This is a genomic window from Streptomyces sp. NPDC088246, assembly GCF_044741025.1.
Classification (GTDB): Bacteria; Actinomycetota; Actinomycetes; order Streptomycetales; family Streptomycetaceae; genus Streptomyces.
In genome coordinates this window covers 13,369-39,754 of record NZ_JBIURV010000019.1, presented here as the reverse complement: position 1 = coordinate 39,754, position 26,386 = coordinate 13,369, and the positions used below count along the sequence as shown (strand labels likewise).

17 protein-coding genes and 1 riboswitch are annotated in these 26,386 nt (G+C 68.7%); of the genes, 10 read left to right on the top strand and 7 right to left on the bottom strand.

The genetic code is table 11. The features are described 5' to 3' along the window. Positions 1-628: 628 nt before the first annotated feature. The 3 genes from ACIPEK_RS25100 to ACIPEK_RS25090 all read right to left on the bottom strand — a co-directional run bounded on the left by ACIPEK_RS25100 (position 629) and on the right by ACIPEK_RS25090 (position 7,697). Complete coding sequence (locus tag ACIPEK_RS25100; RefSeq protein ID WP_351253412.1) at positions 629-748, bottom strand: winged helix-turn-helix domain-containing protein; 120 nt, start codon at positions 746-748, stop codon at positions 629-631. Between the two features lie 242 nt (positions 749-990). Then, positions 991-1,386: a hypothetical protein gene (locus ACIPEK_RS25095; RefSeq protein ID WP_402000019.1), complete on the bottom strand. Its 396-nt coding sequence runs from the start codon at positions 1,384-1,386 to the stop codon at positions 991-993. Between the two features lie 119 nt (positions 1,387-1,505). Then, on the bottom strand, positions 1,506-7,697 hold the full coding sequence (locus ACIPEK_RS25090) for an RHS repeat domain-containing protein (RefSeq protein WP_402000016.1): 6,192 nt from the start codon (positions 7,695-7,697) through the stop codon (positions 1,506-1,508). A 660-nt stretch (positions 7,698-8,357) separates the two neighbouring features. Between ACIPEK_RS25090 and ACIPEK_RS25085 the strand changes: the two genes are divergently transcribed. Next, on the top strand, positions 8,358-11,180 hold the full coding sequence (locus ACIPEK_RS25085; protein WP_402000013.1) for an FG-GAP-like repeat-containing protein: 2,823 nt from the start codon (positions 8,358-8,360) through the stop codon (positions 11,178-11,180). Between the two features lie 192 nt (positions 11,181-11,372). Here ACIPEK_RS25085 and ACIPEK_RS25080 read toward each other — a convergent pair whose 3' ends face one another. Beyond that, complete coding sequence (locus ACIPEK_RS25080) at positions 11,373-11,606, bottom strand: ferredoxin (protein WP_402000010.1); 234 nt, start codon at positions 11,604-11,606, stop codon at positions 11,373-11,375. Further along, a complete protein-coding gene (locus ACIPEK_RS25075) occupies positions 11,606-13,069 on the bottom strand; it encodes an aldehyde dehydrogenase (RefSeq protein ID WP_402000007.1) in 1,464 nt (487 codons plus the stop codon). Before ACIPEK_RS25075 ends, ACIPEK_RS25080 begins: the two co-directional genes overlap by 1 nt. A 260-nt stretch (positions 13,070-13,329) precedes the next feature. On the opposite strand from ACIPEK_RS25075, the gene ACIPEK_RS25070 reads away from it, so the two are divergent. The 8 genes from ACIPEK_RS25070 (at position 13,330) to ACIPEK_RS25035 (ending at position 21,961) form a co-directional block, all read left to right on the top strand. Continuing rightward, a complete protein-coding gene (locus ACIPEK_RS25070; RefSeq protein WP_402000004.1) occupies positions 13,330-14,370 on the top strand; it encodes an MBL fold metallo-hydrolase in 1,041 nt (346 codons plus the stop codon). 71 nt (positions 14,371-14,441) lie between these two features. After that, a riboswitch (cobalamin riboswitch) is annotated at positions 14,442-14,577 on the top strand. 107 nt (positions 14,578-14,684) lie between these two features. After that, positions 14,685-15,959: a prenyltransferase/squalene oxidase repeat-containing protein gene (locus ACIPEK_RS25065; protein ID WP_402000001.1), complete on the top strand. Its 1,275-nt coding sequence runs from the start codon at positions 14,685-14,687 to the stop codon at positions 15,957-15,959. Further along, positions 15,956-16,642 carry an SCO2322 family protein gene (locus tag ACIPEK_RS25060; protein WP_401999998.1) on the top strand — a complete coding sequence of 229 codons (687 nt, stop codon included), beginning with the start codon at positions 15,956-15,958 and terminating at the stop codon, positions 16,640-16,642. Before ACIPEK_RS25065 ends, ACIPEK_RS25060 begins: the two co-directional genes overlap by 4 nt. Beyond that, positions 16,639-17,793, top strand: coding sequence for an energy-coupling factor transporter transmembrane protein EcfT (locus tag ACIPEK_RS25055; protein ID WP_401999995.1), 1,155 nt, complete (start codon positions 16,639-16,641; stop codon positions 17,791-17,793). Before ACIPEK_RS25060 ends, ACIPEK_RS25055 begins: the two co-directional genes overlap by 4 nt. Beyond that, positions 17,790-19,511, top strand: a complete 1,722-nt coding sequence (locus tag ACIPEK_RS25050; protein WP_401999992.1) for an ABC transporter ATP-binding protein — start codon at positions 17,790-17,792, stop codon at positions 19,509-19,511. Before ACIPEK_RS25055 ends, ACIPEK_RS25050 begins: the two co-directional genes overlap by 4 nt. Continuing rightward, positions 19,508-20,326 (top strand): ECF transporter S component, encoded by an 819-nt coding sequence (locus tag ACIPEK_RS25045; protein ID WP_401999989.1) that lies wholly within the window; start codon positions 19,508-19,510, stop codon positions 20,324-20,326. Before ACIPEK_RS25050 ends, ACIPEK_RS25045 begins: the two co-directional genes overlap by 4 nt. 320 nt (positions 20,327-20,646) lie before the next feature. Then, positions 20,647-21,087 (top strand): transglycosylase SLT domain-containing protein, encoded by a 441-nt coding sequence (locus ACIPEK_RS25040; RefSeq protein WP_401999986.1) that lies wholly within the window; start codon positions 20,647-20,649, stop codon positions 21,085-21,087. A 259-nt stretch (positions 21,088-21,346) separates the two neighbouring features. Further along, positions 21,347-21,961 carry a hypothetical protein gene (locus tag ACIPEK_RS25035; protein WP_383069629.1) on the top strand — a complete coding sequence of 205 codons (615 nt, stop codon included), beginning with the start codon at positions 21,347-21,349 and terminating at the stop codon, positions 21,959-21,961. An 80-nt stretch (positions 21,962-22,041) separates the two neighbouring features. Here the strand turns inward: ACIPEK_RS25035 and ACIPEK_RS25030 are convergent, their stop codons facing one another. Further along, entirely contained in the window at positions 22,042-23,325 is a 1,284-nt protein-coding gene (locus ACIPEK_RS25030; protein ID WP_401999982.1) for an alpha/beta hydrolase, read from the bottom strand. A gap of 301 nt (positions 23,326-23,626) precedes the next feature. After that, the gene (locus tag ACIPEK_RS25025) at positions 23,627-24,796 is read right to left on the bottom strand and encodes a steroid 3-ketoacyl-CoA thiolase (protein WP_401999979.1); all 1,170 of its coding nucleotides are present in this window, start codon (positions 24,794-24,796) and stop codon (positions 23,627-23,629) included. Between the two features lie 282 nt (positions 24,797-25,078). On the opposite strand from ACIPEK_RS25025, the gene ACIPEK_RS25020 reads away from it, so the two are divergent. Further along, positions 25,079-26,356 carry a cytochrome P450 gene (locus tag ACIPEK_RS25020; RefSeq protein WP_401999976.1) on the top strand — a complete coding sequence of 426 codons (1,278 nt, stop codon included), beginning with the start codon at positions 25,079-25,081 and terminating at the stop codon, positions 26,354-26,356. Positions 26,357-26,386 lie beyond the last annotated feature (30 nt).

The following is a 26,386-nucleotide window of genomic DNA, read 5'->3' as shown; positions in this document are numbered from 1 at the left end:
CCAGCCGGACTTCTTCATTCGTGCTGGTCAACGGCTTGGGCGTGGGGAGTGTAGCGGGTTGGAATCGGGGGTGGGGCTGTCTTTGCCGGGTGGTCCCACGAAGGTGTGACCGCGCCGTGTGTAGTGGCAGCGGCGGGCGCGTGCTTGGTGGCGGCGACGCCAGTGGGACCACGTCATCGCGTGGTCGCGGTCCGGAGCGCGGCGGTGGGGTCCAACTGCCAGCAGACGTCGAATCTCGGCCGGTGTGAGGTCCACGAGGTCGGGTGTGTCCCGCTCACTGCCCCCTTTTCGGGACGGCCACGACGGTGATGTCGACCTGATTGTGTCAGCTGGTCAGGGCCGGGCCGGTGCCTATGAGACAGCCGTCGATGAGGTGGGGGGCGGTATTGGGCTTTCTTGAGGCTGCGCTTCACGGCGGTGGCGAGTTGGTCGAGGTTGGCGGCGGCGAGGTTGCCGATGGTCCGCTTCACCAGTGACCAGATGCCCTCTTGCGGGTTGAGGTCAGGTGCGTAAGAGGGGAAGTGGAAGACGGTGCCTCGTCCTCGCAGACGATCCAGGCTCCGCGGACCGCCGCCGTGCCTTTACCTGCGGCCACACCTGCCTCTTCCACAACTCCACCGCGCTGTCGTCACGTTCGATCGCCCGCCGGGCCGGCTGCTGCCAGGACCAAACCATGACGCCTCAACAGCCGCCATGTCCCCTCCACCGTGTAGCTGACGTGGAACAACCGCCCGATCAACGTCTTCACCCGCGCCAGCGTCCACCCCTGGTCCGCCCATCGTGAGCCAGCGGACCACGCTCCAACTCCCGCTCACGCTTCGCTATTTGGGCTACAGAAAGCCTCGGACGCCCTGTCGAACCCTTCGACCGGACACCCTCCTCACCCCGCTCCCGCCACTGACGGCGGCAGCGCTCCACCGACCGCTCCCCGGCGCGGCGAACCGCAAGGGCCGCTGCCCTCGCCGCGGGCGAGGGCAGCGCTGCGGGGCCTCACGACCCCTTTCCGCATGCCAGCTGATCATTCACCCACTGCCGGCTGACGATTTTCCCTTTCGACGTCAGATACTCCCCTGCTTTCAGGGGACGTGGCGACTGAGCTGACAGATCAATCCAGTCGCCTCTGGCAGAATTCGACTTACCGTCACGTGACGATTCCTTGACCCCGACATAGAAGCCCTCGGGAAGTGCCCCTGCGAGAGGCTTTCCTTCCTGGCGAAAACTGTCTGACGTCCCCACGGTGAAGACGCCCCGCTTCACCTCTTCGGAAGCGGCCCCCCTGGCCTCCCACAACTTCTCGGAACTGCTCGTATCCCCGCGCTTGACACGGATGGTGATTTCAGCTCCGGAAACCTCATCCATCGGGCAGAGAGGGGAGGCGATCACCACGTTCCCCCGATCATCCAGCCGGTACCCGAACCGCACGGAACTCGGACCCGGGCCTACGCAAGAAGTAAGGGCGACGGCAAGGGCCACCGCGGCAATCCATACTCTCCCCCGGACTCTACTCAGCACGAAGAGTACCCGCCCTTACCCAGATCGGCCGCGATCTCATACCTGTTGTGACAGGGATCGAGTCCAGCCATGAAGTACTTCGGTACGAAAGCGAGCCCGGCCCGATCCCACTGCTTCGTGTGGACCCTCTCATGCTCCAGTCGCTCCGGGACGACATACTCGTCATCCCATCCCGTGACATAGGTCCCGCCCACGTTCGTTCCCCCTCGGCCGTACATGGGCAGAGCCGTCTGGCAGACAGTCAGACCCTGATCCTTGAAGCATTCGGCTCCCCCGAGCATCGCAGCGGTTTCGTACGCAGCACCAGTGACCCGACTCTGCAGCTTGTTGAATTTCCCCATGACACCCTTCAAGGCTGGCTGAGACATGCTCCATGCTGCCCCGTAGTTGCCTTTGAGGATGCTGCCGAGGATCCCGTCCCTCCTGCGCTGCTCGGCTTCTGCCCTGGCCTTGGCCTGCGCCCGGTACTTCGCCGCCTCCTTCTTTCGCTGCTCCGCATAGGAATCGTTGATCAGATACCCGGAAGGGTTGGCCCGGTACGCCGCGTAGCGTTTCTGGGATTCCTTGTCCTTCATCGGGGTCTGGTTCCAGACCCACTTGCTGCCCTTCTTGGTGTAGCCGGCGTTCATTCCGCGGTCCCGTGCCCAGGCGTCGTCGTTGTACGAGGCACCGCCGGCCGGGCCGTCGGGGCGGAGGCCGTCGGGGTCGGACTTGGTGAGGGGGTTGTTGTGGGCGTAGCTGTACGCGTTCATCTGCGCCGGGTCGTTGACGTCGATGACGGGGTCGGTGGAGAGGAAGCGGCCGAGGGTGGGGTCGTATTCGCGGGCGCCGAGGTGGGTGAGACCGGTGGGGTCGTTGGTGCCGCCGACGAAGCCTCGGGTTCCGAAGGCTGCCGACTGGGTGGTGCGGAGCTGTCCGAAGGGGAGTTGCTTGCGGCGGGTAAGGGCGAGAGTTCCGACCGTGATGGCGGTCATCGCGGTGCCCTGGTGGTCGCTGATGAGGTACGAGGTGGTCGCGCCGGTGCGGACGGCCACGGTTTCGCCGTTGTGCGTGTAGTAACGGGTACCGGTCTTGGTGCCGTTGGCGGAGACGGTGAGCTCGTTGCCCTGGGGCAGCGTGAGGGTGCTGGAGCCGTCGGCGTTCTTGGCGATGAGCCGGTTGCCGTCGGCGTCGTAGACGTAGCTGCTGGTCTTGCCGGCCTCGGTGAGGGTCGCGAGGTGGCCCTCGGCGTCCCACTTCAGGTCCTGGACATTTGAGCCGGTGGTGCGCTTGGTGGTGTTGCCGTTGTTGTCGTACTCGAAGGTGGTGGTGCGGCCGTTGTCGGGGCCGCCGGTGACCTTGGTCTGCTGAACCGCGTGCGGGCGCTTGGCACCGGGAGCGGGCTGGGTGTATTCGGTGGTGACGTCCGCACCGGCAGTGGCGGTGGCGTGGTCGGTCTGGCTGGTGCGGTTGCCGAGCTTGTCGTAGCCGTAGCTCTGCCAGTACGCGTCGGGGCCTCCGACCGCCGCCGCGGCCGGACCGGTGGGGGCGCAGTCGGCCTTTGCTGTCCAGGCCTCGGTGAGCCGACCCAGCAGGTCGGTGGCGAAGCACTGGGTGTCCACGGACTTCTGGGCGTCCTGACCGCTGGCGGTGGTGACTCCGGTGACGTTGCCGGCCGGGTCGTACGCATAGGTGGTGTCGTCCACGCGTTGCGGCGCCAGGTCACGGTCGGCGGTCTGCTGCACCAGGCGGCCGGTGTGCTCGTCGTACACCAGGGACTTGTAGGCCTTCTTGCCGAGGGTAGCGCCGTATTCCAGACGGGAAGGGCGGTTGAACACGTCGTACAGGGTGTTGCCGACCAGGGCCCCGTTCTGTCCGCTGGTACGGAAGGGCTGGTCATCACTGTTGTAGTTGGTGATGACCCGTTCCGAGGGAACGTTGCCGACGGCAGGGTTGAGCGTCCAGAGCAGGGCGCCCGTCTCGGCCTTGTAGCCGTACGTCCAGGTGTACGTGCCAGCAGTGCTGCCGGCCTGCGACGGAACAGTGACCGTGGTGGAGGTCGGCTGGTAGCGGTCGTTGAACTCGTCGGTCGCCGTGATGTAGGCGGCACCGTCGACATAGCGCGTACTGCTGGTCAACTGCCCCTTGGCGAGGGTGTCGTAGTTCCAGGAGGCAAGCACGGTGTCAGCCTGCTTTACCTTCGTTTTGCGTCCGAGCTCGTCGTACTCCGTGGTCAGAGCGGTCTCACTGGCGTCGGTAACGGTGGTCGCCCTGCCGAGCTTGTCGTATTCGGTGCGGGTGATCCCGGCGTCGGGGTCGTCGACGACCGTCTTCTGACCGCGGCTGTCGAACGTGTAGCGCCAGGTGTTGCCGTCCGGATCGGTGACGGTGGTGGGCTCGTCGTATTTGCCGTAGCCGTACGTGGTGCTCTGCGACGTGGTGCGTGCTGCGTCCGTGTACTGGAGCAGTTCGGTGGTCCGCCCGCGGGCGTCGGTCACGGTGGTGGTGGCCGTGCCCCCCTTCGGCGGAACGACCGTGGTGCGGTCGCCTCCGTACACCGTGGTGGTGCGCCACTGTTCGTCACCGAACTTGACGGACAGCGCGTCGGTGACCCGGCCGGTCCCGTCGTAGATGTTCTGGGTCGCGGTGGGGACGGTGTTGACGGCGGCGGTTGCCAGCTTGGCCTCGGGCAGGCCGTCGGCGTAGTAGGCGGCGTACGACTGCCAGGCCCAGCCACGGGTGTCGTACATGGTTTCCGTCATGATCCGGTTCTGGGTACCGGTGGCCGGGGCCTGCGTCTGGCGCTCGCGCAGGAGCCTGTCGTACAGGCTGTAGGTGGTGCGGTAGTCGCCGTTCTGCTTCAGCGTCTTGGTGGTGACGGCGTTGTCGGCCGTCTTGGAGATGGTGTAGCTGTATTCGGCCGACGGCTTGCCCGCATGGTCCGCCATGGCCCAGCCGGGCTGCCATACCTTGAGCAGTCTGCCGAGTCCGTCGTACACGGCGTCGGTGCGCTTGTTGTTCGGGTCGACCTCGGCGATGGCCACTCCGCGCGCCGGCTCATAGGTCGTGGTGGTGACGTGGCCACGCGGATTGGTGACAGTGACCGACGTCGGGGCCTCGACGGTGGTCGGTACGTAGTCGGTCTTCGTCGTCTTCAGGAGTGCGTCGGTCGAGGTCTTCTCACGGCCGTGCTGGTCATAGGTGTGGGCGGCAGTGGTGAGGTAGCCGGTGCCCTTGTCGTCCTGCTCGTCCAGCCGGGTCACATCACCCTTGACCGGCGCGGCGGTCAGACTGGTCGCGTTGTCGTAGTAGTGACGTTCGGCCGAGACCAGGTCGTCGGGAAGCTTCGGGGCTGTACCGCAAGGCTTGGCCACGGTCCTGGATTCGGCGACCAGATTGAGGATGTTCTTGGCCGCACTGCGGGCGTAAGTGGTGGTGGTGCACTCCTCGTCGCCGCTCTTGGCCGTGTCGCCGAGATCGGACTCGGTCAGGACCTGGCCGACCTCGTCGAAGGTCCGCTCGACCCTGGTGGTCCGCCAGCCCGATCCGACAGCGGTCCTGAGCTGTTCGCTCTTTCCGCCGGTGGCATACGCCTTGCGGTCGGGCAGGTTCTCCGGCCGCTTCTCGGTGGCCGTTGCGGCGGACAGCCAGGGTTCGTAACTGGTGGTGGACTCCAGCTTCCCGCCGTCACCGTTGTACACCGCCAGTTCGCGGGTCATGCCGGCGAAGGGTTCCTTGTCGGTGACCGAGACACCTTCCTGGTCCTTGACCGAGGCGCCGTCAATGCCGCGGAAGTAGCGGAATTCCTGCAGGGTGCGCTTCTCGGGTGCGGCTCCGGTGCGTACCTGCACGCGGCCGTATCCCTTGCGGTCGCTGTAGGTGAGGTGCTTGGCGTTGGTGAACTCGTCGTCCTTGGACTTGGCCCAGGCCATACCGTCCAGGTAGGAGTAATCCGTCTGCTTGGCGACGGCGCCCTTGGTGTTCGGGTTCTCCAGGATCTGTGTGACCACATAGGAGTGGAACCAGTCGAGGTAGGGCTCGTACTCCGCGCCCGGAGCGTCCGGCGGCGACCATTTCACCGGGTAGCAGCGCCGGGTGTTGGACTCCGGGGCGGGCACGCTGCCGGCCTTGCAGTCCGTCTCCGAGTAGGTGATGCCGAGGGATCCGCCGCTCTCGGTGTCTATGCCGTAGACGCGGTAGCGCCACAAGGGGGGTACGGGGTCGGGCTTGCCGCCGGTGGTGGCGCCCTCGACCCGGTTGGGGAGGGTGAGGCCCTTGAAGTTCACGGCCGGGAGGGTGACGTCGCCGGTTCCGGTGTGGCCGGTGCGGGTGACGGAGGTCAGCCACAGGGCTGGGTCACTGCCGTCGCCGGTGGGAGGGAAGGAGTGGTCCAGCTTCCAGGTGTCGACCGGTTTGTACGTCCCGCCGGTCAGGACCGATGTGGCGATGGTCGTCAGCCGCTTGCGGCTCCAGAAGGACGGGGAGTAGCGGCCCTTGCATTCTGTGCCCGAAGCGCAGTAACGGTCGAACGGTACGTCCGGCCAGTTCTTCGCATGCGCTTTGTCGAAGGTGCCGCAGTCGCTCAGGCATCGTTCGGAGTGGGTGAAGTCGACCTTGGCCGCCGCCTTGGCCGAGTACATGGTGTTGGAGCGCAGCCCGTACTCGATGCGTTTGAGATATCCGCCCCGGTCGTAGGGGGTGGCGGTGGAAGCGCCGGTCGTGGGATTCACGTTCAGGCCGTAGTAGTTGGGCTCCTTGTCCCAGTAGTAGACCATCGCGTCGTCGTGCGTGTCGATGACCACATCGAGGTTCCAGCGCCACGCCTGCTGGCACCAGGAGTCCTTGAAGGCCGCGGCGTGACAGGGCTCGTCGGTCTGGTTGCCGAAGACCGGCACAGTCCAGGCGGAGTTGGTCTCGTCCTTGCCTGCGGCCCAGCCGTCGGGCCTGTTGTACCCGAAGTAGTAGCGGGTGCCGTCCGGGGTGGTCACCCGCCAGTACTCACCATCGTCGTCGCCGTTGGCGAGGGCGGTGTTCTTGAGCTTGGCGATCTTTGTGCCGTCGTCGCTCTCCAGGTGCCATTCACCCGAAGTCGAGTCCTTGACCAGAGTGTTGGACTGCCCGCCGAGGTTGATGACCGCATTGTCCGTCTTCCAGCACAGGTCACCGACCTTGGCGGTCGTGTTGCTGTTGGCGGTGTCGTCGCTGCACGAGATGTACTGGCGCTCGATGTATCCCGGCTCCATCGACCAGCCGTCGCCGATGCTGTTCGCCTGGTTGTTCGTAGCGGCGGTGCGTCCGTCGACCGACTGAGAGGAGTATCCGAGTTTCAGGTCGGGGGCCGTCCCTCCGGGGACCTTGGGGACGTCGATCGGATAGTTCCAGGAGAAGGCGCCGTTCGAGCCGCCGGCGGCCCATGAGGCGGACGGTGCGAGGGAAGTCGCGCTGAAACTCCCCGAGGGGCCCGAATCCGCAGCGGTGGCCGCCAGCAGCACGGTGCCCTCGGCGACGGCCGGCGTCGAAGCGAGGCCGACCGGAGTGTCGCCCGGGTCGGCGCTCCGGAGCGACGCAGCCGCGGCAGGCAGGGAGACCTCGGCAGTAAGGGAGCCCGCCTTGGTGTCATTGCCCGTGGGCAATGCGCTGCCAGTTTTGCAGTCCTTATTACTCGGGGTGGTGAGGGCGCAGACCGGAAGTGTGCGCAAGGTCAGGCGGGAGGCCCAGTCACCGCCGTAGGCGTGGCGGAAGCCGGAGTAGTCGAGTTCCACGTTCACGGAGCCCGAGGCGCCGGCTGTCGGACGGACGGCGAGCAGGACCCCGTCGACACCAGCCTTCTCGGTCGTCCCACGGTCGAGCACCTGGACCTGAACCCGGTCCGGTCCCGCCACACGAGGGGCGGCCTTGAGGCCCTGGACCTTCTTGGCACGGTCGGTTGCGCCCCTGCTGTTGGCGCTTTCCGGACGGCCGACGCGGACGGGCAGAGCGCCTACCTTGCCGGAGCCCGCGTCGGGGACGGCCGACGTCACGGTGCCGGGTTGAGGCCAGCTGACCCGTGGTTCCTTCCAGGGGTGCTTGATCGTCTGATCCGGCTTGGAGGCGGATCGTTTCTCCACAAGCGAGGTCTGAACGGGATCCGGCTTCTTGAGATTCAGCAGACTCAGCTCCGCAGCGGCCACGACGGGACCGGCAAGCAAACCTGCGAACAGAAACACGGCCAGGGGCACAGCGATCAGCCGCACCCGCCGCCCTATGCGTCCAGCACGGACGCGCCCACCCCACACCATGTCCCGAGCTCCCCACCAGTGGACAGAAAGATCCAAGTCAGACACGGAAGGTAACAGAGCCTTCACATCCTCCACATGCGAAATTGACGGTTCATTTGCAGTTTCAAGCCAAAAATGAATACAAATTGGAGTCAATGCATCCACGATCACGAAAGTTGTCATGATTTAGGTAGATGAAATTGAGTCAACTTTCCGGCAATTTCAGCGGTGTCGTCGACGCAACACCGGATTCACGTTCCTCACGATTCCCGCACGATCTAAGGTGCGTCACGATCAGACCGGGAGGGGATTCCCCATATGGGACATTATGAAAAAATAGGACGAAGGGCAGCGAATGGCGCTGTTGCTTCGACGGTGCTCGCGCTCACGATTGCTCTTTCCCTTCCGCAACATGTGCAGACCGCCACGGCCGCACCAAGCGAAGGTCCGCCCAGCAGCGGTCCGATCTCGGAGTCGTTCGAAGCGGAAGAAAACGCTCTCGCTGAGGCGGCCGACACCGGGGAGCGAGTGGAGGTCCTGTCTCAGCGCACCGAGACGTCGCAGGTCTTCGCGAACCCTTCCGGGACATTCACTCGGGACAGTTACGCAATGCCCCAGTGGACCCGGCAGGGCCACAAGCTGGTCGACATCGATACCGGTCTTGCATTCGAAGCGGGTGGACGAATAAGAACGAAGGCCACCACAGTCGGGGTGAGCTTCTCGGGCGGCGGTAACGGCCCATTGGTCACGGTGGTGCGTGACGGCCGGAGCCTGTCCCTGAACTGGCCCACGGAATTGCCAAAACCGACGGTTTCCGAGGACACAGCCACCTACCCCGAGGTGCTGCCCGGGGTGGACCTGAAGCTCAAGGCCAACAATTCCGGCTTCAGTCAGCTATTGGTCGTCAAGTCCGCCGAAGCGGCCGCCAATCCGGAGCTCAAGTCGATCGGGCTGAGAATAGCCGCCGACGGACTGGACGTCACGACCGATGGTGACGGCAACCTGACTGCCGTCAATCCCGCCGACCAGAAGGTGTTCGTCGCCCCCGCGCCACGCATGTGGGACAGCAGTACGGCCACGCCTCCGGCTGCAGCCCGCTCGGCCACACCGCCCGACGGGGGGCCGGCGTCGAACGGCGAGTTCGAGCCCGGTCATGGCGCCCTCGAATCGGTCATACCCATCCGAGTCGCCGACGATCAGATGACGTTGTCGCCGGACCAGTCTCTACTCGTGGGCGAAGAGACGAAGTACCCCGTGTACATCGATCCGGCCGTCACCGGAGCGCGTGAGGCATGGACAATCGCCTACCAGAAGACACCGACCACCGGATACTTCAATGGAGCGGGGTGGGACGGAGCGACGACACCTACCGCACGCGTGGGATATGAGAATGTGACCAACGGACTGGCGCGCTCCATGTTCCGCATGGACACCGATAATCTCTGGAACACGAAGAAGCAGGTCATCAAGTCGACGTTCAGGGCCAAAAACTCCTGGTCGTGGTCGTGCACCAAGAAGAAGGTGGAGATCTGGCTGACCGGCTCCATCTCGACGTCCACCAACTGGAAGAGCCAGGACAATACAACGTTCTGGAAGAGGAAACTGGACGACGTGACCGACGCCAAGGGGTACGACTCGTCCTGCCCTGGTGGAAATCTCGCCTTCGATGTGACATCCGGAGTCACGGAGGCCGCAAGCAAGAAATGGCCCAACATCACGCTCGGCCTGCAGGCGACCAATGAGGCAGACGTGTACAGCTGGAAGAAGTTCGACGCCAAGTCGGCCGTGCTGTCCACCGAGTACAACACCGTGCCCAACGCCCCGACCAGCCTGGATACCAGCCCCAGTTCGGGCGGCTGCCTGACCTCTGCCCCGTTCGTCTCCATCGGCAACACGGACGTGACACTCAACGCCAAGGTCAGCGACCCCGACGGCGGCACGGTGAAGGCCCGGTTCGACCTCTGGGCCACAGGCCATCACCCCAACGATGACCCCAACGGGGTCCTGATCGTGAGCACCAAGGTCTCAACGACCTCAGGCAAGGTCGCGACTCTCAAGGTGCCCAAAGCCACACTTCAGAAGTACCTCGCCACCGGCAACGGCAACTTCTCCTGGAAGGCCCGGGCAGAGGACGCCACGGCGGAGTCCGCATGGACTCCGGCCGCCGGTCAGCCCGGCTGCCGGTTCGTCTTCGACCCGAACCGCCCGAGTACCCCGCCGACCATCACGTCGACCGACTTCCCCGACGGCTCGGACGGCTGGCCGCAGCAGACAGGAGAAGCCCGGAAGCCTGGCTCGTTCATCATCGGCAACGGTGGCGTCAACGACGTGACGTCGTACGAGTACTGGACCGACTGGGACCCCACCATCCGCTCCGTCACACCCACGGTCGACCTGGACGGAGACGGCAAGAAAGACGCCAAGATCACGCTCACTCCGCCTTCGGCGGGCTCACAGAGGCTGTACGTGCGTAGCCTCGACGCAGCCAAGAACCGGTCCGACGGCGCGTACTACCTGTTCTATGCCAACAGTCCTGGCGTGCCGGACAAGCCCGGGGACCTCAACGGCGACGGCAACGCCGACCTCTACGGTGTGCGAACCAATGGCGAACTATGGCTCTACCCAGGGCAGGGAAACGGCCGCGTGGGAACAGCCACCCCAGCAGGCAACACCGACTTCAGTGGAGCCTCCATCACCCACCGCGGCGACTGGACGGGCGACGGATACGAAGACCTGATCGCGGCACTGCCCGGGGACGAGGGCAAAACGCTGTACGCGTTCCCCAACAACGGAGTGGGTTTCGCCTGCACAAGCCGTGACGAACAAGCAGACGGGCAGTCCCGGTCCTGTCAGATCGACGCACAGGAACTCCAGGTCCTGGACGAGGCCAACAACCACTGGGCAGCAGCCGATCAGATCCTCGCCATCGGGGATGTCGACGGGCCGCTCGACACCGACGGCGACGGCACCATCGACATACCCGGCTACCCGGACCTCCTGGTCAAGGAAGGCAACCTGCTCTGGCTCTACTTCGGCTCCGATTCCTTCTACCTCGACCAGAGCCGGGCCCCTGTCCTGATCAGCGACGGATCATGGTCCACCTACGACCTTGTCGCACCAGGAGACCGCACCGGGAACGGCCATGTCGACCTGATCGCACGCCACAAGACCAACGGCGAACTGCGCCTCTACGAGGGCAAGGGGAACTCCGGCGAAGGGCTCGGCTCCGGCCCGGCGTCCGTCGCCATCGGGTCCGGCTGGACCCGCGCCAACCGTCCGCTGGTCACGGCGGTCCCCGATGCCGACGGCGATGCCAAGGTTGACATCTGGGCAACCGGAGGCGACGGACAGCTCTACTTCTACCCGAACATCTCGGGCAGCGGAGTCGCCGTGGGCACTTCGGGATGGCAGAACTTCCAGGCACTGAGCTGATCCCAGGAGTACGTGGACGAGGTGGCCCGTACCGGTTTCGTTCCGGTACGGGCCACTCACGTGAGAGGTGGATGCGGCGCGCCCGTACCGGACCGCGCGGGCCCCGTCCCGTTTCGCCCGCATCGCCCGAGGCGTCCGGGGTACTGTGCCGGGCTCGGCACCCGTCAGGTGGTGGGCGGGAGAGCAGGACCTCTACTCCTCCGGCGGGAAGACGGCCTCCCCCGAGTCGATCAGTGTGATCGTGATCGCCTCGACCGGGCATCCCTCGGCCGCGGCGAGGACCTTCTCGTTGGCGTCGGTCTCCGGGGTCGCCGGATGGGACTGCCGCGCGGAATCCAGCGCGAATCCGTCCGGGGCGTGGTTCACGCACATCCCGGAGCCGATGCAGACCCCGCGGTCGACCTCCACGGCCCAGCGGTCCCCCATCACGCACCGCCCTGGTAGCCGGCCGGCAGGTGGATCATCTTGTGCTCGAAGTACTCGGCGTATCCCTCGGGCCCGAACTCCCGCCCCAGGCCGGAGTTCTTGTAGCCGCCGAACGGGCCGAGCATGTCGAGGCTGAAGGTGTTCACGCTGTACGTGCCCGTCCTGACCCGGCGGGCGATGTCGATGCCGCGTTCGGTGTCGGCGGTCCAGACGCTGCCGCTGAGACCGTAGTCGGAGTCGTTGGCGATCCGTACGGCCTCGGCCTCGTCGCTGTACGGCAGGAGGCAGATGACGGGGCCGAAGATCTCCTCGCGGGCGATACGCATGGAGTTGTCGACGTCGCCGAAGAGGGTCGGCTCGACGTACCAGCCCCGTTCCTGGGACGCCGGACGACCGCCGCCGGTGAGGATCTTGGCGCCCTCGTCCTGGCCGATCCGGATGTAGTCGAGCGAGCGCCGCTGCTGGCGCTGCGCGACGAGGGGGCCGAGTTCGGTGGCGGGGTCGAGCGGGTCGCCGACCTTCAGCGCACCCGCCGCGGCGGCGAACGCCTCGGCCATCTCGTCGTAGCGGGAGCGCGGGACGAGGATGCGGGTCTGGGCAACACACGCCTGTCCGTTGATCATCCAGGCGAAGGGGACGATGCCGGCGACGGCCGCGTCCAGATCGGCGTCGGGGAGGATCACGGCGGCGGACTTCCCGCCCAGCTCCAGCGTGACCCGGGTGAGGTTGCGGGAGGCGACCTCCATCACCCGGCGCCCCGCGGCCACGGACCCGGTGAACGACACCTTGTCGACGCCCGGATGCCCGACCAGGTACTCGCTGACCTCACGGTCGGCCGGAAGGATCGAGAGCACCCCCTCCGGCAGCCCGGCCTCGGCGGCGATCTCGGCCAGGATGTAGGCGTCCAGCGGCGATTCGGGCGAGACCTTGAGCACGGCGGAGCAGCCGGCCAGCAGCGCGGGCGCGAGCTTGGCGGCCGCGGTGAACTGCGGAACGTTCCACGGCACCACGGCCGCGACCACCCCGACCGGCTCCCGGCGCACCAACAGCGGCCCGAGCACCCCGTCCCGCCGCTCCTCGTACGGGAAGGTACGGGCGACGGTGATCGCCGCGTCCCACACCATCATCGCGGCCAGCGCCTGGACCATGATGCTGGACGTGTACGGGGTGCCGTTCTCCGAGCTGATGACCCGGGCGATCTCCTCGTACCGCACGGCGAACGCGTCCTTGATCCGGGTGATCACCTCGATCCGCTCGTCGAGGGACGCCCGCGGCCAGGGCCCCTCGTCGAAGGCCCGCCGGGCGGCGGCGACGGCCCGGTCCACGTCCGCCTCACAGGCGTGCGGCACCCGGCCGATGACCTGTTCGGTGTGCGGGGAGATGACCTCGATGACATCCCGGCCCAGCGGATCGACCAACTCCCCGCCGATGAACAGTTTTCCGTGTTCGACAAGCTCGGTCATGGCTGCTGCCTCCCGCGGCCCGGCGCGTTACCCGACTCGTTGTCTGACTCCGTGTCAGAACTGATACCAGTTCCAGTTCCAGGAGTCCACGGCTGCGACAGCACCCGCCCGGATCACCGGCGGACCGGCCCGCGTCACCTCCGGCGCGCAGCACGTACCGCGCCTGACAGATGGTCGACCGGGGCTACTACTGGAACAAGTTCTCGTTACAGTGGGCGCTACGCACCACAGCTGCACGTCGCCGAGAGAGATGGGGACCCATGACACAGGTGACCGACCACGGCGGGGGCGTACACAGCATCAAGGTCCCCATCCCTGACAACCCGCTCGGCCACACTCTTGTGCATGTTCTCGACACCGATCGCGGGCCGGTCCTGATCGATACGGGCTGGGACGATCCGGAGGCGTGGGACACGCTCGCCGCCGGGCTCGACGCCGTCGGGGTGGGTATCGGGGACATCCACGGGGTGGTCATCACCCATCACCATCCCGACCACCACGGCCTCTCCGGGCAGGTTCGCGAGGCGTCCGGCGCCTGGATCGCCATGCACGCGGCGGACACCGCGATCGTGCGCCGGACCCGGAAGTCGGAACCAGGCACCTGGCTGAAGTACCTCGTGGCGAAGCTCACCGCGGTCGGTGCGCCCGAGGAGCATCTCGCGCCGTTGCGGGCGGCCGCGGCCAAGGGGGGCCGGATGCGCACCCTGCCCGGGCTGCGGGCCGCGCTTCCGGACCGGGAGATCGTTCCCGGTGAACTCCTCGGTCTGGCCGGCCGCAAGCTACGGGCCATCTGGACGCCGGGGCACACGCCCGGCCATGTCTGCCTGCACCTGGAGGAGGGACATCCGAGGAATCTGCCGGGCCGTGGCCGGCTCTTCTCCGGCGACCACCTGCTGCCGGGCATCAGCCCGCACATCGGGCTGTACGAGGACCCGGACGACGCGACGGTGACCGACCCTCTCGGGGACTACCTCGACTCCCTGGAGCGCATCGGCAGGCTCGGGGTCGCCGAAGTGCTGCCCGCCCACCAGTACGCGTTCGCGGACGCGGCAGGGCGTGTGCGGGAACTTCTGGACCATCACGAGGAGCGGCTGACCGGGCTGCTCGGGCTGCTGGCCACACCGCTGACACCGTGGGAGCTGGCCGAGCGGATGGAGTGGAACCGGCCCTGGGAACAGATCCCGAACGGCTCCCGGAACATCGCCGTCTCGGAGGCCGAGGCTCATCTGCGGCGGCTGGTGAAGCTCGGGCGTGCGGAGGCCGTGACGGGGAGCGAGCCCGTGACGTACGTCGCAGTGTGAAGGCGGCCCACGCTCCAGCGGGCCGGAGGGCGGGCGGTGGCGCTCCTCCCGGCCCGGAACCGCTCCGACCGCGCCCGGTACAGTGGGCGAGTCGTCATCATGCCCGTTCAGGGGGAAGCCGGTGCAAATCCGGCACTGACCACGCAGCCGTGAACCGTCATAGGAGACGGTGAGTCGGAATGCCCTGTCCGCGGTCGTGACCGGCTCGCACCACCGGAACCCCGGTGGTCGGCACCGTCGAGGTATACGGAGCCGGAGCCTGGTGCCTGAGCGTGCCTGTGCCCGGTTCCCCCGCAGGAGAGGCCCCGCCCGCCATGACCGTACGCCGCAGCGCAGCAACGCTCGCCGCCACCGCCACCGTGCTCTGTGCGGCCGCTGCCCCGGTCGCGGTCGCAGCGCCGTCCCCGTCGCCCTCGCCGTCCGCCGCACTGCCTTCCGGGCTGTACGGGACGAAGGACCCCACGTACGACGGTGTCTGGCGGCAGTCGCTGGCCTTCCTCGCCCAGCGGGTCGAGGGGGTCACGCCCGCCACGAAGTCGGTGGACTGGCTGATCGCGCAGCAGTGCGGCAACGGCGCCTACGCCGCGTACCGGCCCGACGTCTCCCAGCCGTGCACGGAGAAGACCGTGCTGGACACCAATGCCACCGCGGCCGCCGTCCAGGCGCTCGTCGAGGTGGGCGGGCACCGGGACATCGTGAACAACTCGGTGCGCTGGCTGAAGTCCGTACAGAACGAGGACGGCGGCTGGGGCTACACCGCCGGCGCGCCCAGTGACGCCAACTCCACCTCCCTGGTGATCGGCGCCCTTGCCCGGCAGGGGCAGCAACTCGGCGACATCACGACCCCCGGCGGCAAGACCCCCTACGACCCGCTGCTCAAGCTCGCGATCCCGTGCGGTGGCAAGGACGGCGGCGCCTTCGCCTACCAGCCCGACAAGGCCGGGAAGCTCGCCGCCAACGCGGACGCCACCGCGGCCGCCGTGCTCGGCACGATGGGCAAGGCCCTGGCCGTCGGGAACAACGCCGCGGTCAAGGCGCCCAGCTGCCACCCGGGGTCCGGTCTCACGCCCGAGCAGGCCGCGCAGAACGGCGCCCACTTCCTCGCGGACGCCCTCGCGACCAGCGGTCATCTCAGCCTGGCGCCGATGCCCGGCGCCACCGACTCCACCCCGCAGCCCGACTTCGGCAACACCGCGGACGCGGTCGTCGCACTGTCGGCCGCGGGCCACCAGGACAAGGCTGCCAAGGCCGTGGCCTGGCTGAAGAAGAACTCCGGGGCCTGGGCCGAGCAGAACGGTCCCGCCGCCTACGCTCAGCTCGCCCTCGCCGCGCACGCGACCGGCGACGACGCCCGCGACTTCGGCGGCGTCGACCTGATCGGCAAGCTGAACGCGACCGGTCCCGCCCCCGCGGCCATCACGACGCCCGACCCGTCCGCCGACACCGGGTACGTGGCCACGGAGAAGGACCAGGTCCACAGCGGGGACGACGTGATCGGCGGCGTGTGGTGGTACGTCGGCATCGGCCTCGTCGTCGGTGCGGGCGCCGGCTTCCTGATCAGCGGCCGCCGGAAGAACCAGCAGCTGTGAGGCGGGCGGGAAGGGCCGCCGCTCTCCTGGTGGTCCTGGGCGCCGTCCTGGCCGTGCTCGGCGCGGGGACGGCTCAGGCGGCCGGGTACCGGTACTGGTCGTTCTGGGAGGGCTCCGGCACCGGCTGGACGTACGCCACCCAGGGCCCGTCCCTGGTCCGGCCGGACGACGGCGCGGTGCAGGGTTTCCGGTTCTCGGTGAGCGAGGACTCCCAGGACTCGGCGAGGCCGCGCCGTTCCCCCGGTTTCGCGAAGATCTGCGCGGACACCCCGGCCGAGGACGGCACCAAGCGGGTCGCGCTGGTCATCGACCCGGGCACGGCGGCGGACGCCCCGGCCGGCGAGACTCCGCCCGCGCTGCGCACCGCGTGCGCACAAGTCGCCCCGGACGCGAGCACCGCGGAGGCGCTCGCCTCGGTGGCCAAGCCGCTGCGCTACAGCAGCGACGCGCTGCTCTGTGCCATATCCGGCTATCCGGCCTCGGGCTGCGGCGAACAGGTCTCGGGCAACGGTCACGAGGCGCCTGCCGCGTCCGCATCCGCGTCCCCGGCCGATTCCGCCGCCGGCTCGGGGGACTCCGGCGGCTCCGGTGGCGGACCGTCCGCCGGGGTGCTGGTCGGGGTCGGCGCCGTTCTTCTCCTCGGCATCGCCGCAGTCGTGCAGGCCCGCCGCCGCCGCGGATGACCGCCTCGACCACCGGCCCGGTCCGGCTGCGCCGCCCGCTGCGCGCCCCCGGGGCGACCCGGAGCAACGCCCTGCCCGCCGGGGCCTGGTGGCTGTGGGCGCTCGGCCTCGCCACCGCCGCGTCCCGGACCACCAATCCTCTGCTGCTCGGCCTGTTGGTGGGGGTGGCGGGCTATGTGGTCGCGGCGCGCCGTACGGATGCGCCGTGGGCCCGTTCGTACGGGGCGTTCATCAGGATCGGACTGTTCGTCGTCGGTGTGCGGCTGGTCTTCTCCGTCTTTCTCGGTTCGCCGATCCCCGGTACGCATCCGGTGTTCACACTCCCCGAGGTGCCACTGCCCGACTGGGCGAAGGGCGTCAGGATCGGTGGACGGGTCACCGCCGAACAGCTGGTCTTCGCGCTGTACGACGGGGCGAAACTGGCCACCCTGCTGATCTGCGTCGGTGCGGCGAACTCGCTCGCCAACCCGGCCCGACTGCTGAAGTCGCTGCCGGGTGCGCTGTACGAGGCGGGGGTCGCCGTCGTCGTCGCGATGACGTTCGCGCCGAACATGGTCGCCGATGTGGCCCGGCTGCGCACCGCACGGCGACTGCGGGGCCGCCCGACCGGCGGCATCAAGGCGGTCCTGCAGATCGGACTGCCGGTCCTGGAAGGCGCGTTGGAGCGGTCGGTCGCGGTGGCGGCCTCGATGGACGCGCGCGGATACGGGCGCACCGCACAGGTCCCGCCCGCCGTCCGGCACACCACGAACGTCCTCACGCTCGGCGGGCTGCTCGGGGTGTGCGCGGGTACGTACGGTCTGCTGGCCGCGCAGGGTGCGGTGTACGGCCTGCCGCTGCTGATCGCCGGGCTCGTCGCCGCGATGGCCGGACTGCGACTCGGCGGGGCCCGCTCGGTCCGTACCCGCTACCGGCCCGACCGGTGGGGCGCGCGGGCCTGGCTGGTGGCGGGTTCGGGGGTCACGGTGGCCGTGGCGATGATCTGGGCGGGCGGTGTCGACGGGGAGGCGCTGCGCCCCGGGGTCGTACCGCTGGTCGCACCGGTGCTTCCGTTGTGGCCCGCGGCGGCGGTGCTGATCGGGCTGCTGCCCGCGGTGGTGGCGCCGGTGCCGCCCCCGGTGGGCGCCCCGAACTCCAAGGAGAGCCAGTGATCCGGTTCGAGCACGTCTCGGTGCAGTACGAGGGGACGGAGCGCCCCACCCTCTCCGGGGTCGATCTGACCATTCCCGAGGGCGAGTTGGTACTGCTCGTCGGTCCGTCCGGGGTCGGCAAGTCGACACTGCTGGGCGCCGTGTCCGGTCTCGTACCGCACTTCACCGGCGGCACGCTGAGCGGCCGGGTCACGGTCGACGGCCGCGACACGCGTACTCACAAACCACGCGAACTGGCCGATCTGGTCGGCACGGTGGGCCAGGACCCGCTCTCCCACTTCGTCACCGACACGGTCGAGGACGAGCTGGCGTACGGGATGGAGTCGCTGGGCCTCGCCCCCGATGTGATGCGGCGGCGGGTCGAGGAGACCCTCGATCTGCTGGGCCTGGCCGGGCTGCGCGACCGGCCGATCGCCACGCTCTCCGGCGGGCAGCAGCAGCGGGTCGCGATCGGCTCGGTCCTCACCCCGCACCCGAAGGTCCTGGTTCTCGACGAGCCCACGTCCGCGCTGGACCCGGCGGCGGCCGAGGAGGTCCTCGCCGTGCTGCAGCGGCTGGTGCACGACCTGGGTACGACGGTCCTGATGGCGGAGCACCGGCTGGAGCGGGTGGTGCAGTACGCGGACCAGGTCGTCCTGCTGCCGTCGCCGGGCGCCGCACCGGTCATGGGCGCGCCCGCGGACATCATGGCCGTCTCCCCGGTCCACCCGCCGGTGGTCGCGCTGGGCCGGCTGGCGGGGTGGGAGCCGCTGCCGCTCTCGGTCCGCGACGCCCGGCGCCGGGCGGCGGGTCTTCGCGAGCGGCTGGCGCAGGCACGGCCGCCCGCCCCGTCGTCCGCGCCGTCCCACGCAACCGTGGTGGCCCCGCCGCCCACCGCCCCCGCGCGGCGCGGCGCCCTCGCCCGGCTGCTGGGCCGCGGCGCACAGACCACCACCGCCGCTTCCGGGCCCGTCGCCGATGCCACGGCCCGGGTCGAGCGTCTCGGTGTACGGCGTGGGCGCGTCGAGGCGCTGCGCCGGGTGACGCTCACCGTCGCCGCCGGCGAGACCGTCGCCCTGATGGGCCGTAACGGCGCGGGCAAGTCCACCCTGCTGGCCGCGCTCGTCGGCATGGTCGAGCCCACCACGGGCACCGTCCTCGTCGGCGGCCGGACCCCGCACCGTACGCCGCCGCGCGAGATGGTGCGCCGGGTCGGCCTCGTACCGCAGGAACCACGCGATCTGCTGTACGCGGACACGGTCGCCGCCGAGTGCGCCGCGGCCGACGCCGACGCGGGCGCCGCAGCGGGCAGCTGTCGGGCCCTGGTCTCCGAGCTGCTGCCCGGTGTGCCGGACGACACACACCCCCGCGATCTCTCCGAGGGGCAGCGCCTCGCGCTCGCCCTGGCCGTCGTGCTCACCGCGAGGCCCCCGCTGCTGCTCCTGGACGAGCCGACCCGCGGGCTGGACTACGCGGCGAAGGCCCGACTGGTAGGGGTGCTGCGTGGTCTCGCGGCCGAGGGGCATGCGATCGTCCTGGCCACGCACGATGTGGAGCTCGCCGCCGAGCTGGCGCACCGGGTGGTGATACTCGCCGACGGGGAGACCGTCGCGGACGGGGAGACCCGGCAGGTGGTGGTCTCCTCCCCGGCGTTCGCGCCGCAGACCGCGAAGATCCTCGCCCCGCAGGAGTGGCTGACCGTGACGCAGGTGCGCGGCGCGCTGGGAGCCACGTCATGAGCGGGCGCGGGACCCGGCCGGTACGTCTCGGACCGCGTGCGATCGCCGCGCTCGTCCTCATCAGTGCGATCGGTGTGGTCGCGTTCGGCTGGCCGCTGCTGGCCGGTGCGGACTCCGGTCTGGCGCACTCCCAGGACGCGCCGTGGCTGTTCGCCGCGCTGCTGCCGCTGCTGGTCGGCGTGGTCGTCGCGATGATCGCGGACTCCGGTCTCGACGCGAAGGCGGTGGCGATGCTGGGGGTGCTGGCCGCGGTCGGTGCCGCGCTGCGTCCGCTGGGCGCGGGCACGGCGGGGCTGGAACCGATGTTCTTCCTGATGGTGCTGAGCGGCCGGGTGCTCGGGCCCGGCTTCGGCTTCGTGCTCGGCTCGGTGACGATGTTCGCGTCCGCGCTGCTCACCGGTGGGGTGGGGCCGTGGATGCCGTTCCAGATGCTGTCGATGGGCTGGTTCGCGATGGGCGCGGGCCTGCTGCCGGGCCCGGACCGGCTGCGCGGGCGGGCCGAGCTGCTGATGCTCGCGGCGTACGGCTTCGTGGCGTCGTTCGCGTACGGCACGGTGATGAACCTGTACGGCTGGACGATCGTGCCCGGACTCGGTTCGGGGATCTCCTTCCAGCCGGGTGACCCGCTGCCGGAGAACCTGGTCCGCTTCCTCGCGTACTGCACGGCCACGTCGCTCGGCTGGGACCTGGGCCGGGCCGTGCTCACCCTGGTGCTGACCCTCACCATCGGCGCGACGCTGCTGAAGGCGCTGCGCCGGGCCACCCGCCGCGCCGCCTTCGAGGCCCAGGTCACATTCGACGCCCCCGGCAAGTGAGGCCTCCCACAGGGCCTGGCCCCTCCACGACCCGGGGTAGTAGCCGCACCCACTCGGTGCGAACTACCCCATATGCCCCCTGACCTGCTACGACACCTTTGAGGCAATTCAGCTGGTTCGAGACCTCCGCCTCCGGGTGCGAAGCGGGCTCGTATCGGGGGGCATTGCCACGGCTGAACGGCGCCGCTAACACTGGAGCCCGTCGCCGAGCACCGCCTGGTCCACCGAAACGGACCGCGGTCGGACGAGACCGTTCCACCCGCACCACCGCACGATCCGGATCGGCCCGCGACTCCCCCGTACCCGACGTTAGGACTCCTGTGTCGTTCGCCCGTAACATCCTGGCCCTGCCCCGCACCGCCCGCCGCAAGTCCGCCGTCGCCGGCACCGCCGTACTTCTCGGCACCACCGGCCTGGCCCTCGGCGTCACCCCGGCCATGGCCGCACCGGCCACCGCGCCGACCGCCGTCGCGGCAGGCGCGCAGGACGCGGCGAGGTCGATGATCGGCAACGCCGCACAGTTCCAGTGCTTCAGCAACATCGTCCATCACGAGAGCGGCTGGAATCCCAGCGCGACCAACGCCTCGTCCGGCGCCTACGGCCTCGTCCAGGCCCTGCCCGGCTCGAAGATGGCCTCCGCCGGCTCCGACTGGAAGACCAACGCCAAGACCCAGATCAAGTGGGGCATGGACTACATGAACTCCCGCTACGGCAGCCCGTGCGGCGCCTGGTCGTTCTGGCAGGCCAACCACTGGTACTGAGCCGACACTCCCTGAGCTCGCACGAAGGCCCCGACCGCCGGTCGGGGCCTTCGCCACGCCCTGACGCGGGTCAACACTTGGCAAACGATCTACTTCATATAACTTGGCCAGCTTAATAACCCGTTGGTCCATTTAGGCGCATTTTGCTTGGGTGTCCGTTCCCGTCAGCCGCCGAAGCGTTGTCACGTACGTGGAACCTCGAGATTTCTGGGATCGAAACACCGTACTGGCGGAAGCATTCTGCGCCAGCGACGAACGCATGCGTCTGGCGCAGGCGCTGCTGGACGAGGCGCAGGCGGAGCGGAGCCGAACGCTTGCGGCTTTCGCCGTCACAGTCGGCGACGACGGCTCGATCGCAGACATGATGGGCCTCAACGAACGCGAAGTGCGATTAGCGCGACGCACGGTGGGCCGCGGTGACGCCCGGTCCCTTGCCCAGGAACTCCTGAGCCAGCCCCCGCAAGCGACGAGGGAAGCACCGGCCGAACCCGCACCCGAGATCCCCGTGCCTCACCCGCACGAAGAGGTGATCGTTCCGCCGCTGGACACGCCACCGCCGGCCCCGGCCCCGCCCCCTCCTCCTTTGCCGCCCGTCGAGATGGAGAACACGGTCGTCTGGTCGCCCAGCATGGATTCCGTGCTGCTGTGGAGCTGGGAGTCCGGCCTCGACGTGCAGACGGTCGCCGCCGAACTCGGTCTGGACGTACGGGCGCTGCTGATGCGCGTTCAGGAGCTCGCCAACGACGGACTGCTCACGCTCGCGACCCCGGTCGCCGAGGTGAGCCGGTCCGGGCGGCACCGCCGACAGCACGAAGACGGATACGCCGCACTGTTCGCCCCCACCACCACCTTCCCCACCCACGTGCCGTACTGAGCGGGCACACCCGTCCGTCGCCCCGGTGGCATGGCACCAGCCGGTCTCCCGGCCGGGGCCATGCCACCGGGGCGCACGGTTCAGCGCCGTGCGGCGACCGTGTCGAACCAGCGCACGATCTGCGGCCCCGACTTCATGTACGTGGCGTTGTGGCCGGCAGAACCCTGGTCGGTCACCGGAGCCTCGACGCCGTGTGCGGCCAGATCGGCGGCACAGTTACGGGCGTTGGCGATCGGCACATCGGTGTCGCCGGACGAGGAGTAGAGGTGCACGGGAACGCCCGGCTTCCAGGCGCAGTTGCCGTCCTGGGCGCGCACCGCGGCCAGCAGGGCGCCGGTGGGGTGCTGGACCTGCCGGTAGTAGTCGTCGGTGAGCAGCTCCTTCAGCGTCGCGGGCAGCGCCGGGATGATCTGCTCCTCGGTGTGGTTGGTGTCGAAGAGGTCGTCGACGATTCCCGCGTACGGCTCCCGGAACACTTCGGAGGGGTCCTTGTAGAGCGGGTGGAGCCTGTTCTGCGCGGTGAGGAAGTAGGTCATGTAGAAAATGCCGCTGGTGTCGTTGACGCTGCCGTCGAACAGGCCGGGTGTCTCGGCGTGCTCGATGTCGTACGGCCCGGAGACGGGGGCGAGGGCCCGGAGCCTGAAGTGCCGGTCGACGCCGCTGTCGAGGGCCTTGCCCAGGGCCATCGCGACCTGGCCGCCCTGGGAGAAGCCACTGGCGTACACATCGCCGGTGAGCGGGCGGTCCAGGCGCAGCGCGGCGGTGCGGGTGGCCCGCAGCATGTCCACGGAGGCCGTGACGGAGGACTTGGTGTCCATGTACGGGTGACGGCCCGGCCCCTTGCCGAGGCCCAGGTAGTCGGGGGCGGCGACGGCACGGCCCGCCGAGGCGTGGAGGTAGGGAGCGAAGCGGCCGAAGTCCTCGCCGACGGAGGGCGCGTAGTCGCGGTGGGCCATCGTGCCGTGGGTGTCGGAGACCAGGTCCAGACGGTGCGGGCCGCCCTTGGGGAGGGCGAGGAGGCCGGTGGCGATGGTGGGTGCGCCCTGCGGGGTGATGGTGCGGTAAGTGAGGCGGTAGGCCCGCAGGCCGTGGCGGACGGTGTCGGTGTCCATCCCTCCCGAGGCGAGGAAGCGGGCGACGTCGGCACGACCGAGGTCGGCCACAGGGGTGATGTCCAGGAGGGTCCCTCTGCCGTGCGCCGCGGCTGAGTGGGGCGACTCGGGTGCGCCGGTGGACTGTTGGGCCACGGCCGGTGCGGTGCCGAGTGCGGCGAGGACCAATACGGTGGCGGCCGCCAGACCGCGGCGGGCGGCGCGGTTTCGTGTGTTCCAAGTTGTGCGGTTCATAAGGCTGTTGTCGTCCATGACCACGAAGCTATGCGGCCGCGCGCGGCGCCGGTAGCGGCGTGGGCCCCCGGCCGGAGGTGCATCTGGCAACACCTCCGGCCGGGGGGCTTCCTCCCCAGTGCCGCGTTGGACCGACCGGCACATGGGGGGGTGGGAGAAGGAGCGGGGCCGGGTGCGTGCAGCTGCAACGCGGAGGAGGGAGGCAACGCGAAGGGGGTCCCCCTTGCCTTTCGGGCCATGGGGGAGTTGTTGACCGACGACAACGCCGCAGGTGTGCGTGCCCAGCCCCGCGACGCCGCCCCCCATGTGCCGGTCGGTCTTACAGCCGCTGGATGATCGTGCCCGTCGCCAGCGCTCCGCCCGCGCACATCGCGATCAGTGCGAACTCCTTGTCCCGGCGCTCCAGTTCATGCAGGGCCGTGGTGATCAGCCGGGCCCCGGTGGCGCCCACCGGGTGGCCGAGCGCAATGGCTCCGCCGTTGACGTTGACCTTTTCGAGGTCCTGCTCGAAGACCTGGGCCCAGCTCAGCACCACCGATGCGAAAGCCTCGTTGATCTCTACGATGTCGATGTCCTTGAGCGACATCCCGGCCTTGCCGAGCACCGCCCGGGTCGCGTCGATCGGTCCGTCGAGGTGGAAGTGCGGGTCGGCGCCGACCAGTGCCTGCGCGACGATCCGGGCGCGCGGCTTGAGCTTGAGCGCGCGCGCCATCCGCTTGGACGCCCACATGATCGCGCAGGCGCCGTCGGATATCTGCGAGGAGTTGCCCGCGGTGTGGATGGCGGTGGGCATGACCGGCTTGAGCCGTCCGAGCCCCTCCATCGTGGTGTCCCGCAGCCCCTCGTCCCGGTCGACCAGCCGCCACATGCCCTGCCCGGCCGCCTGCTCCTCCTCGGTGGTCGGCACCTGGACCGCGTATGTCTCCCGTTTGAACCGTTCCTCGGCCCAGGCGACGGCGGCCCGCTCCTGCGAGATCAGCCCGAGCGAGTCGACGTTCTCCCGGGTGAGTCCGCGATTGCGGGCGATGCGCTCGGCCGCCTCGAACTGGTTGGGCAGGTCGACGTTCCACTCGTCGGGCCAGGGCTTGCCCGGTCCGTGCTTGGAGCCGCTGCCCAGCGGCACCCGCGACATGGCCTCGACACCGCAGCTGATGCCGATGTCGATCACTCCGGCCGCGACCATGTTGGCGACCATGTGGGAGGCCTGCTGCGAGGAGCCGCACTGACAGTCCACGGTGGTGGCGGCGGTCTCGTACGGAAGGCCCACGGTGAGCCAGGCGTTGCGTGCCGGGTTCATGGACTGCTCGCCGGCGTGGGTGACCGTACCGCCGACGATCTGTTCGACGCAGTCGGCGTGGATGCCGGTGCGGCCGAGGAGTTCTCGGTAGGTCTCGCCCAGCAGATAGGCGGGGTGCAGATTGGCGAGCGCGCCTCCGCGCTTGCCGATGGGGGTGCGTACGGCTTCGACGATGACGGGTTCCGCGGCCATGAGCTCGTCCTCTCCTCGCGCTTCCGCAGGGGCGTCCCGGCGCCCGCGGAGGGGAACTAGTACGCGTTCTAGTTCTGTAGGCAGTCTTGTGGGGCTTACCCCCGGTACGCAAGGGTCTTGCACGCACCTTGCGCCCGCTTCATACCTGCCTCACCCACTCTTCACGCAACAGATCGGGCCACCCCTCTTGCCAGTTGTAGAACTCGTTACTACCTTTCGGGCAACTTCTGATGGGTCGTCAGGCATCGTTCGGGCGACTCTCGGCCCGACCTGGAGTTGCCGATGCCCTGCCCCCATCTGCCCGAAGGGTTCGACTTCACCGATCCCGATCTGCTCCAAGCCCGCATTCCGCACCCGGAGTTCGCACAGATGCGGCAGACCGCACCGGTCTGGTGGTGCACCCAGCCGGCCGGTATCTCCGGCTTCGACGACGAGGGCTACTGGGTCGTCACCCGGCACGCGGACGTCAAGTACGTCTCCACCCATCCCGAGTTGTTCTCCTCGAACACCAACACCGCGGTCATCCGGTTCAACGAGTCGATCAGCCGCGACCAGATCGAGGTCCAGAAGCTGATCATGCTGAACATGGACCCGCCCGAGCACACCCGGGTCCGGCAGATCGTCCAGCGGGGGTTCACGCCCCGGGCGATACGCTCCCTGGAGCAGGCCCTTCGCAGCCGCGCCCGCCAGATCGTCGAGACCGCTCTCGCCGCCGCAGGCGACGACGGTTCGTTCGACTTCGTCACCGACATCGCCGTCGAACTGCCGCTCCAGGCCATCGCGGAGCTCATCGGCGTACCGCAGGAGGACCGGTCCAGGATCTTCGACTGGTCCAACAAGATGGCCGCGTACGACGATCCCGAGTACGCGATCACCGAGGAGGTCGGCACCGAGGCGGCCATGGAGATCGTCTCGTACTCGATGAATCTGGCGGCCGCCCGCAAGGCGTGCCCGGCCAAGGACATCGTCTCCCAGCTGGTCGCCGCGGAGGGTGAAGGGAACCTCTCCTCCGACGAGTTCGGCTTCTTCGTGATCCTGCTCGCCGTCGCCGGGAACGAGACCACCCGCAACGCCATCAGCCACGGCATGCACGCCTTCCTCACCCACCCCGACGAGTGGGAGCTCTACAAGCGCGAGCGGCCGGAGACGACCGCCGAGGAGATCGTCCGCTGGGCCACCCCTGTGGTCTCCTTCCAGCGGACGGCCACCCAGGACGTCGAGCTGGGCGGGCAGCAGATCAAGAAGGGTGACAGGGTCGGGCTGTTCTACTCCTCGGCCAATAACGACCCCGAGGTCTTCGAGAACCCGGAGGCCTTCGACATCTCCCGCGATCCCAACCCCCACCTCGGCTTCGGCGGCGGCGGTCCGCACTTCTGCCTCGGCAAGTCCCTTGCCGTGATGGAGATCAACCTGATCTTCAACGCGATCGCGGACGTGCTGCCGGACCTGCGGCTGGTCGGCGACCCGCGGCGGCTGCGCTCGGCATGGCTCAACGGGATCAAGCAGCTTCAGGTCAGCACCGCCGCGAGCACCGCGGGCGTCGGTACCGCCGGGAGCTGACCGCTTCCGGAAGCTTCGGACGGCGGGGGC

Excerpts from the sequence above, each read along its gene's own strand:
- ACIPEK_RS25030 (WP_401999982.1), bottom strand. The coding sequence starts at position 23,325 with ATGGACGACAACAGCCTTATGAACCGCACAACTTGGAACACACGAAAC.
- ACIPEK_RS25025 (WP_401999979.1), bottom strand. The coding sequence starts at position 24,796 with ATGGCCGCGGAACCCGTCATCGTCGAAGCCGTACGCACCCCCATCGGC.
- ACIPEK_RS25085 (WP_402000013.1), top strand. The coding sequence starts at position 8,358 with ATGCCCCAGTGGACCCGGCAGGGCCACAAGCTGGTCGACATCGATACC.
- ACIPEK_RS25070 (WP_402000004.1), top strand. The coding sequence starts at position 13,330 with ATGACACAGGTGACCGACCACGGCGGGGGCGTACACAGCATCAAGGTC.
- ACIPEK_RS25080 (WP_402000010.1), bottom strand. The coding sequence starts at position 11,606 with ATGGGGGACCGCTGGGCCGTGGAGGTCGACCGCGGGGTCTGCATCGGC.
- ACIPEK_RS25065 (WP_402000001.1), top strand. The coding sequence starts at position 14,685 with ATGACCGTACGCCGCAGCGCAGCAACGCTCGCCGCCACCGCCACCGTG.
- ACIPEK_RS25020 (WP_401999976.1), top strand. The coding sequence starts at position 25,079 with ATGCCCTGCCCCCATCTGCCCGAAGGGTTCGACTTCACCGATCCCGAT.
- ACIPEK_RS25055 (WP_401999995.1), top strand. The coding sequence starts at position 16,639 with ATGACCGCCTCGACCACCGGCCCGGTCCGGCTGCGCCGCCCGCTGCGC.
- ACIPEK_RS25035 (WP_383069629.1), top strand. The coding sequence starts at position 21,347 with ATGCGTCTGGCGCAGGCGCTGCTGGACGAGGCGCAGGCGGAGCGGAGC.
- ACIPEK_RS25075 (WP_402000007.1), bottom strand. The coding sequence starts at position 13,069 with ATGACCGAGCTTGTCGAACACGGAAAACTGTTCATCGGCGGGGAGTTG.
- ACIPEK_RS25045 (WP_401999989.1), top strand. The coding sequence starts at position 19,508 with ATGAGCGGGCGCGGGACCCGGCCGGTACGTCTCGGACCGCGTGCGATC.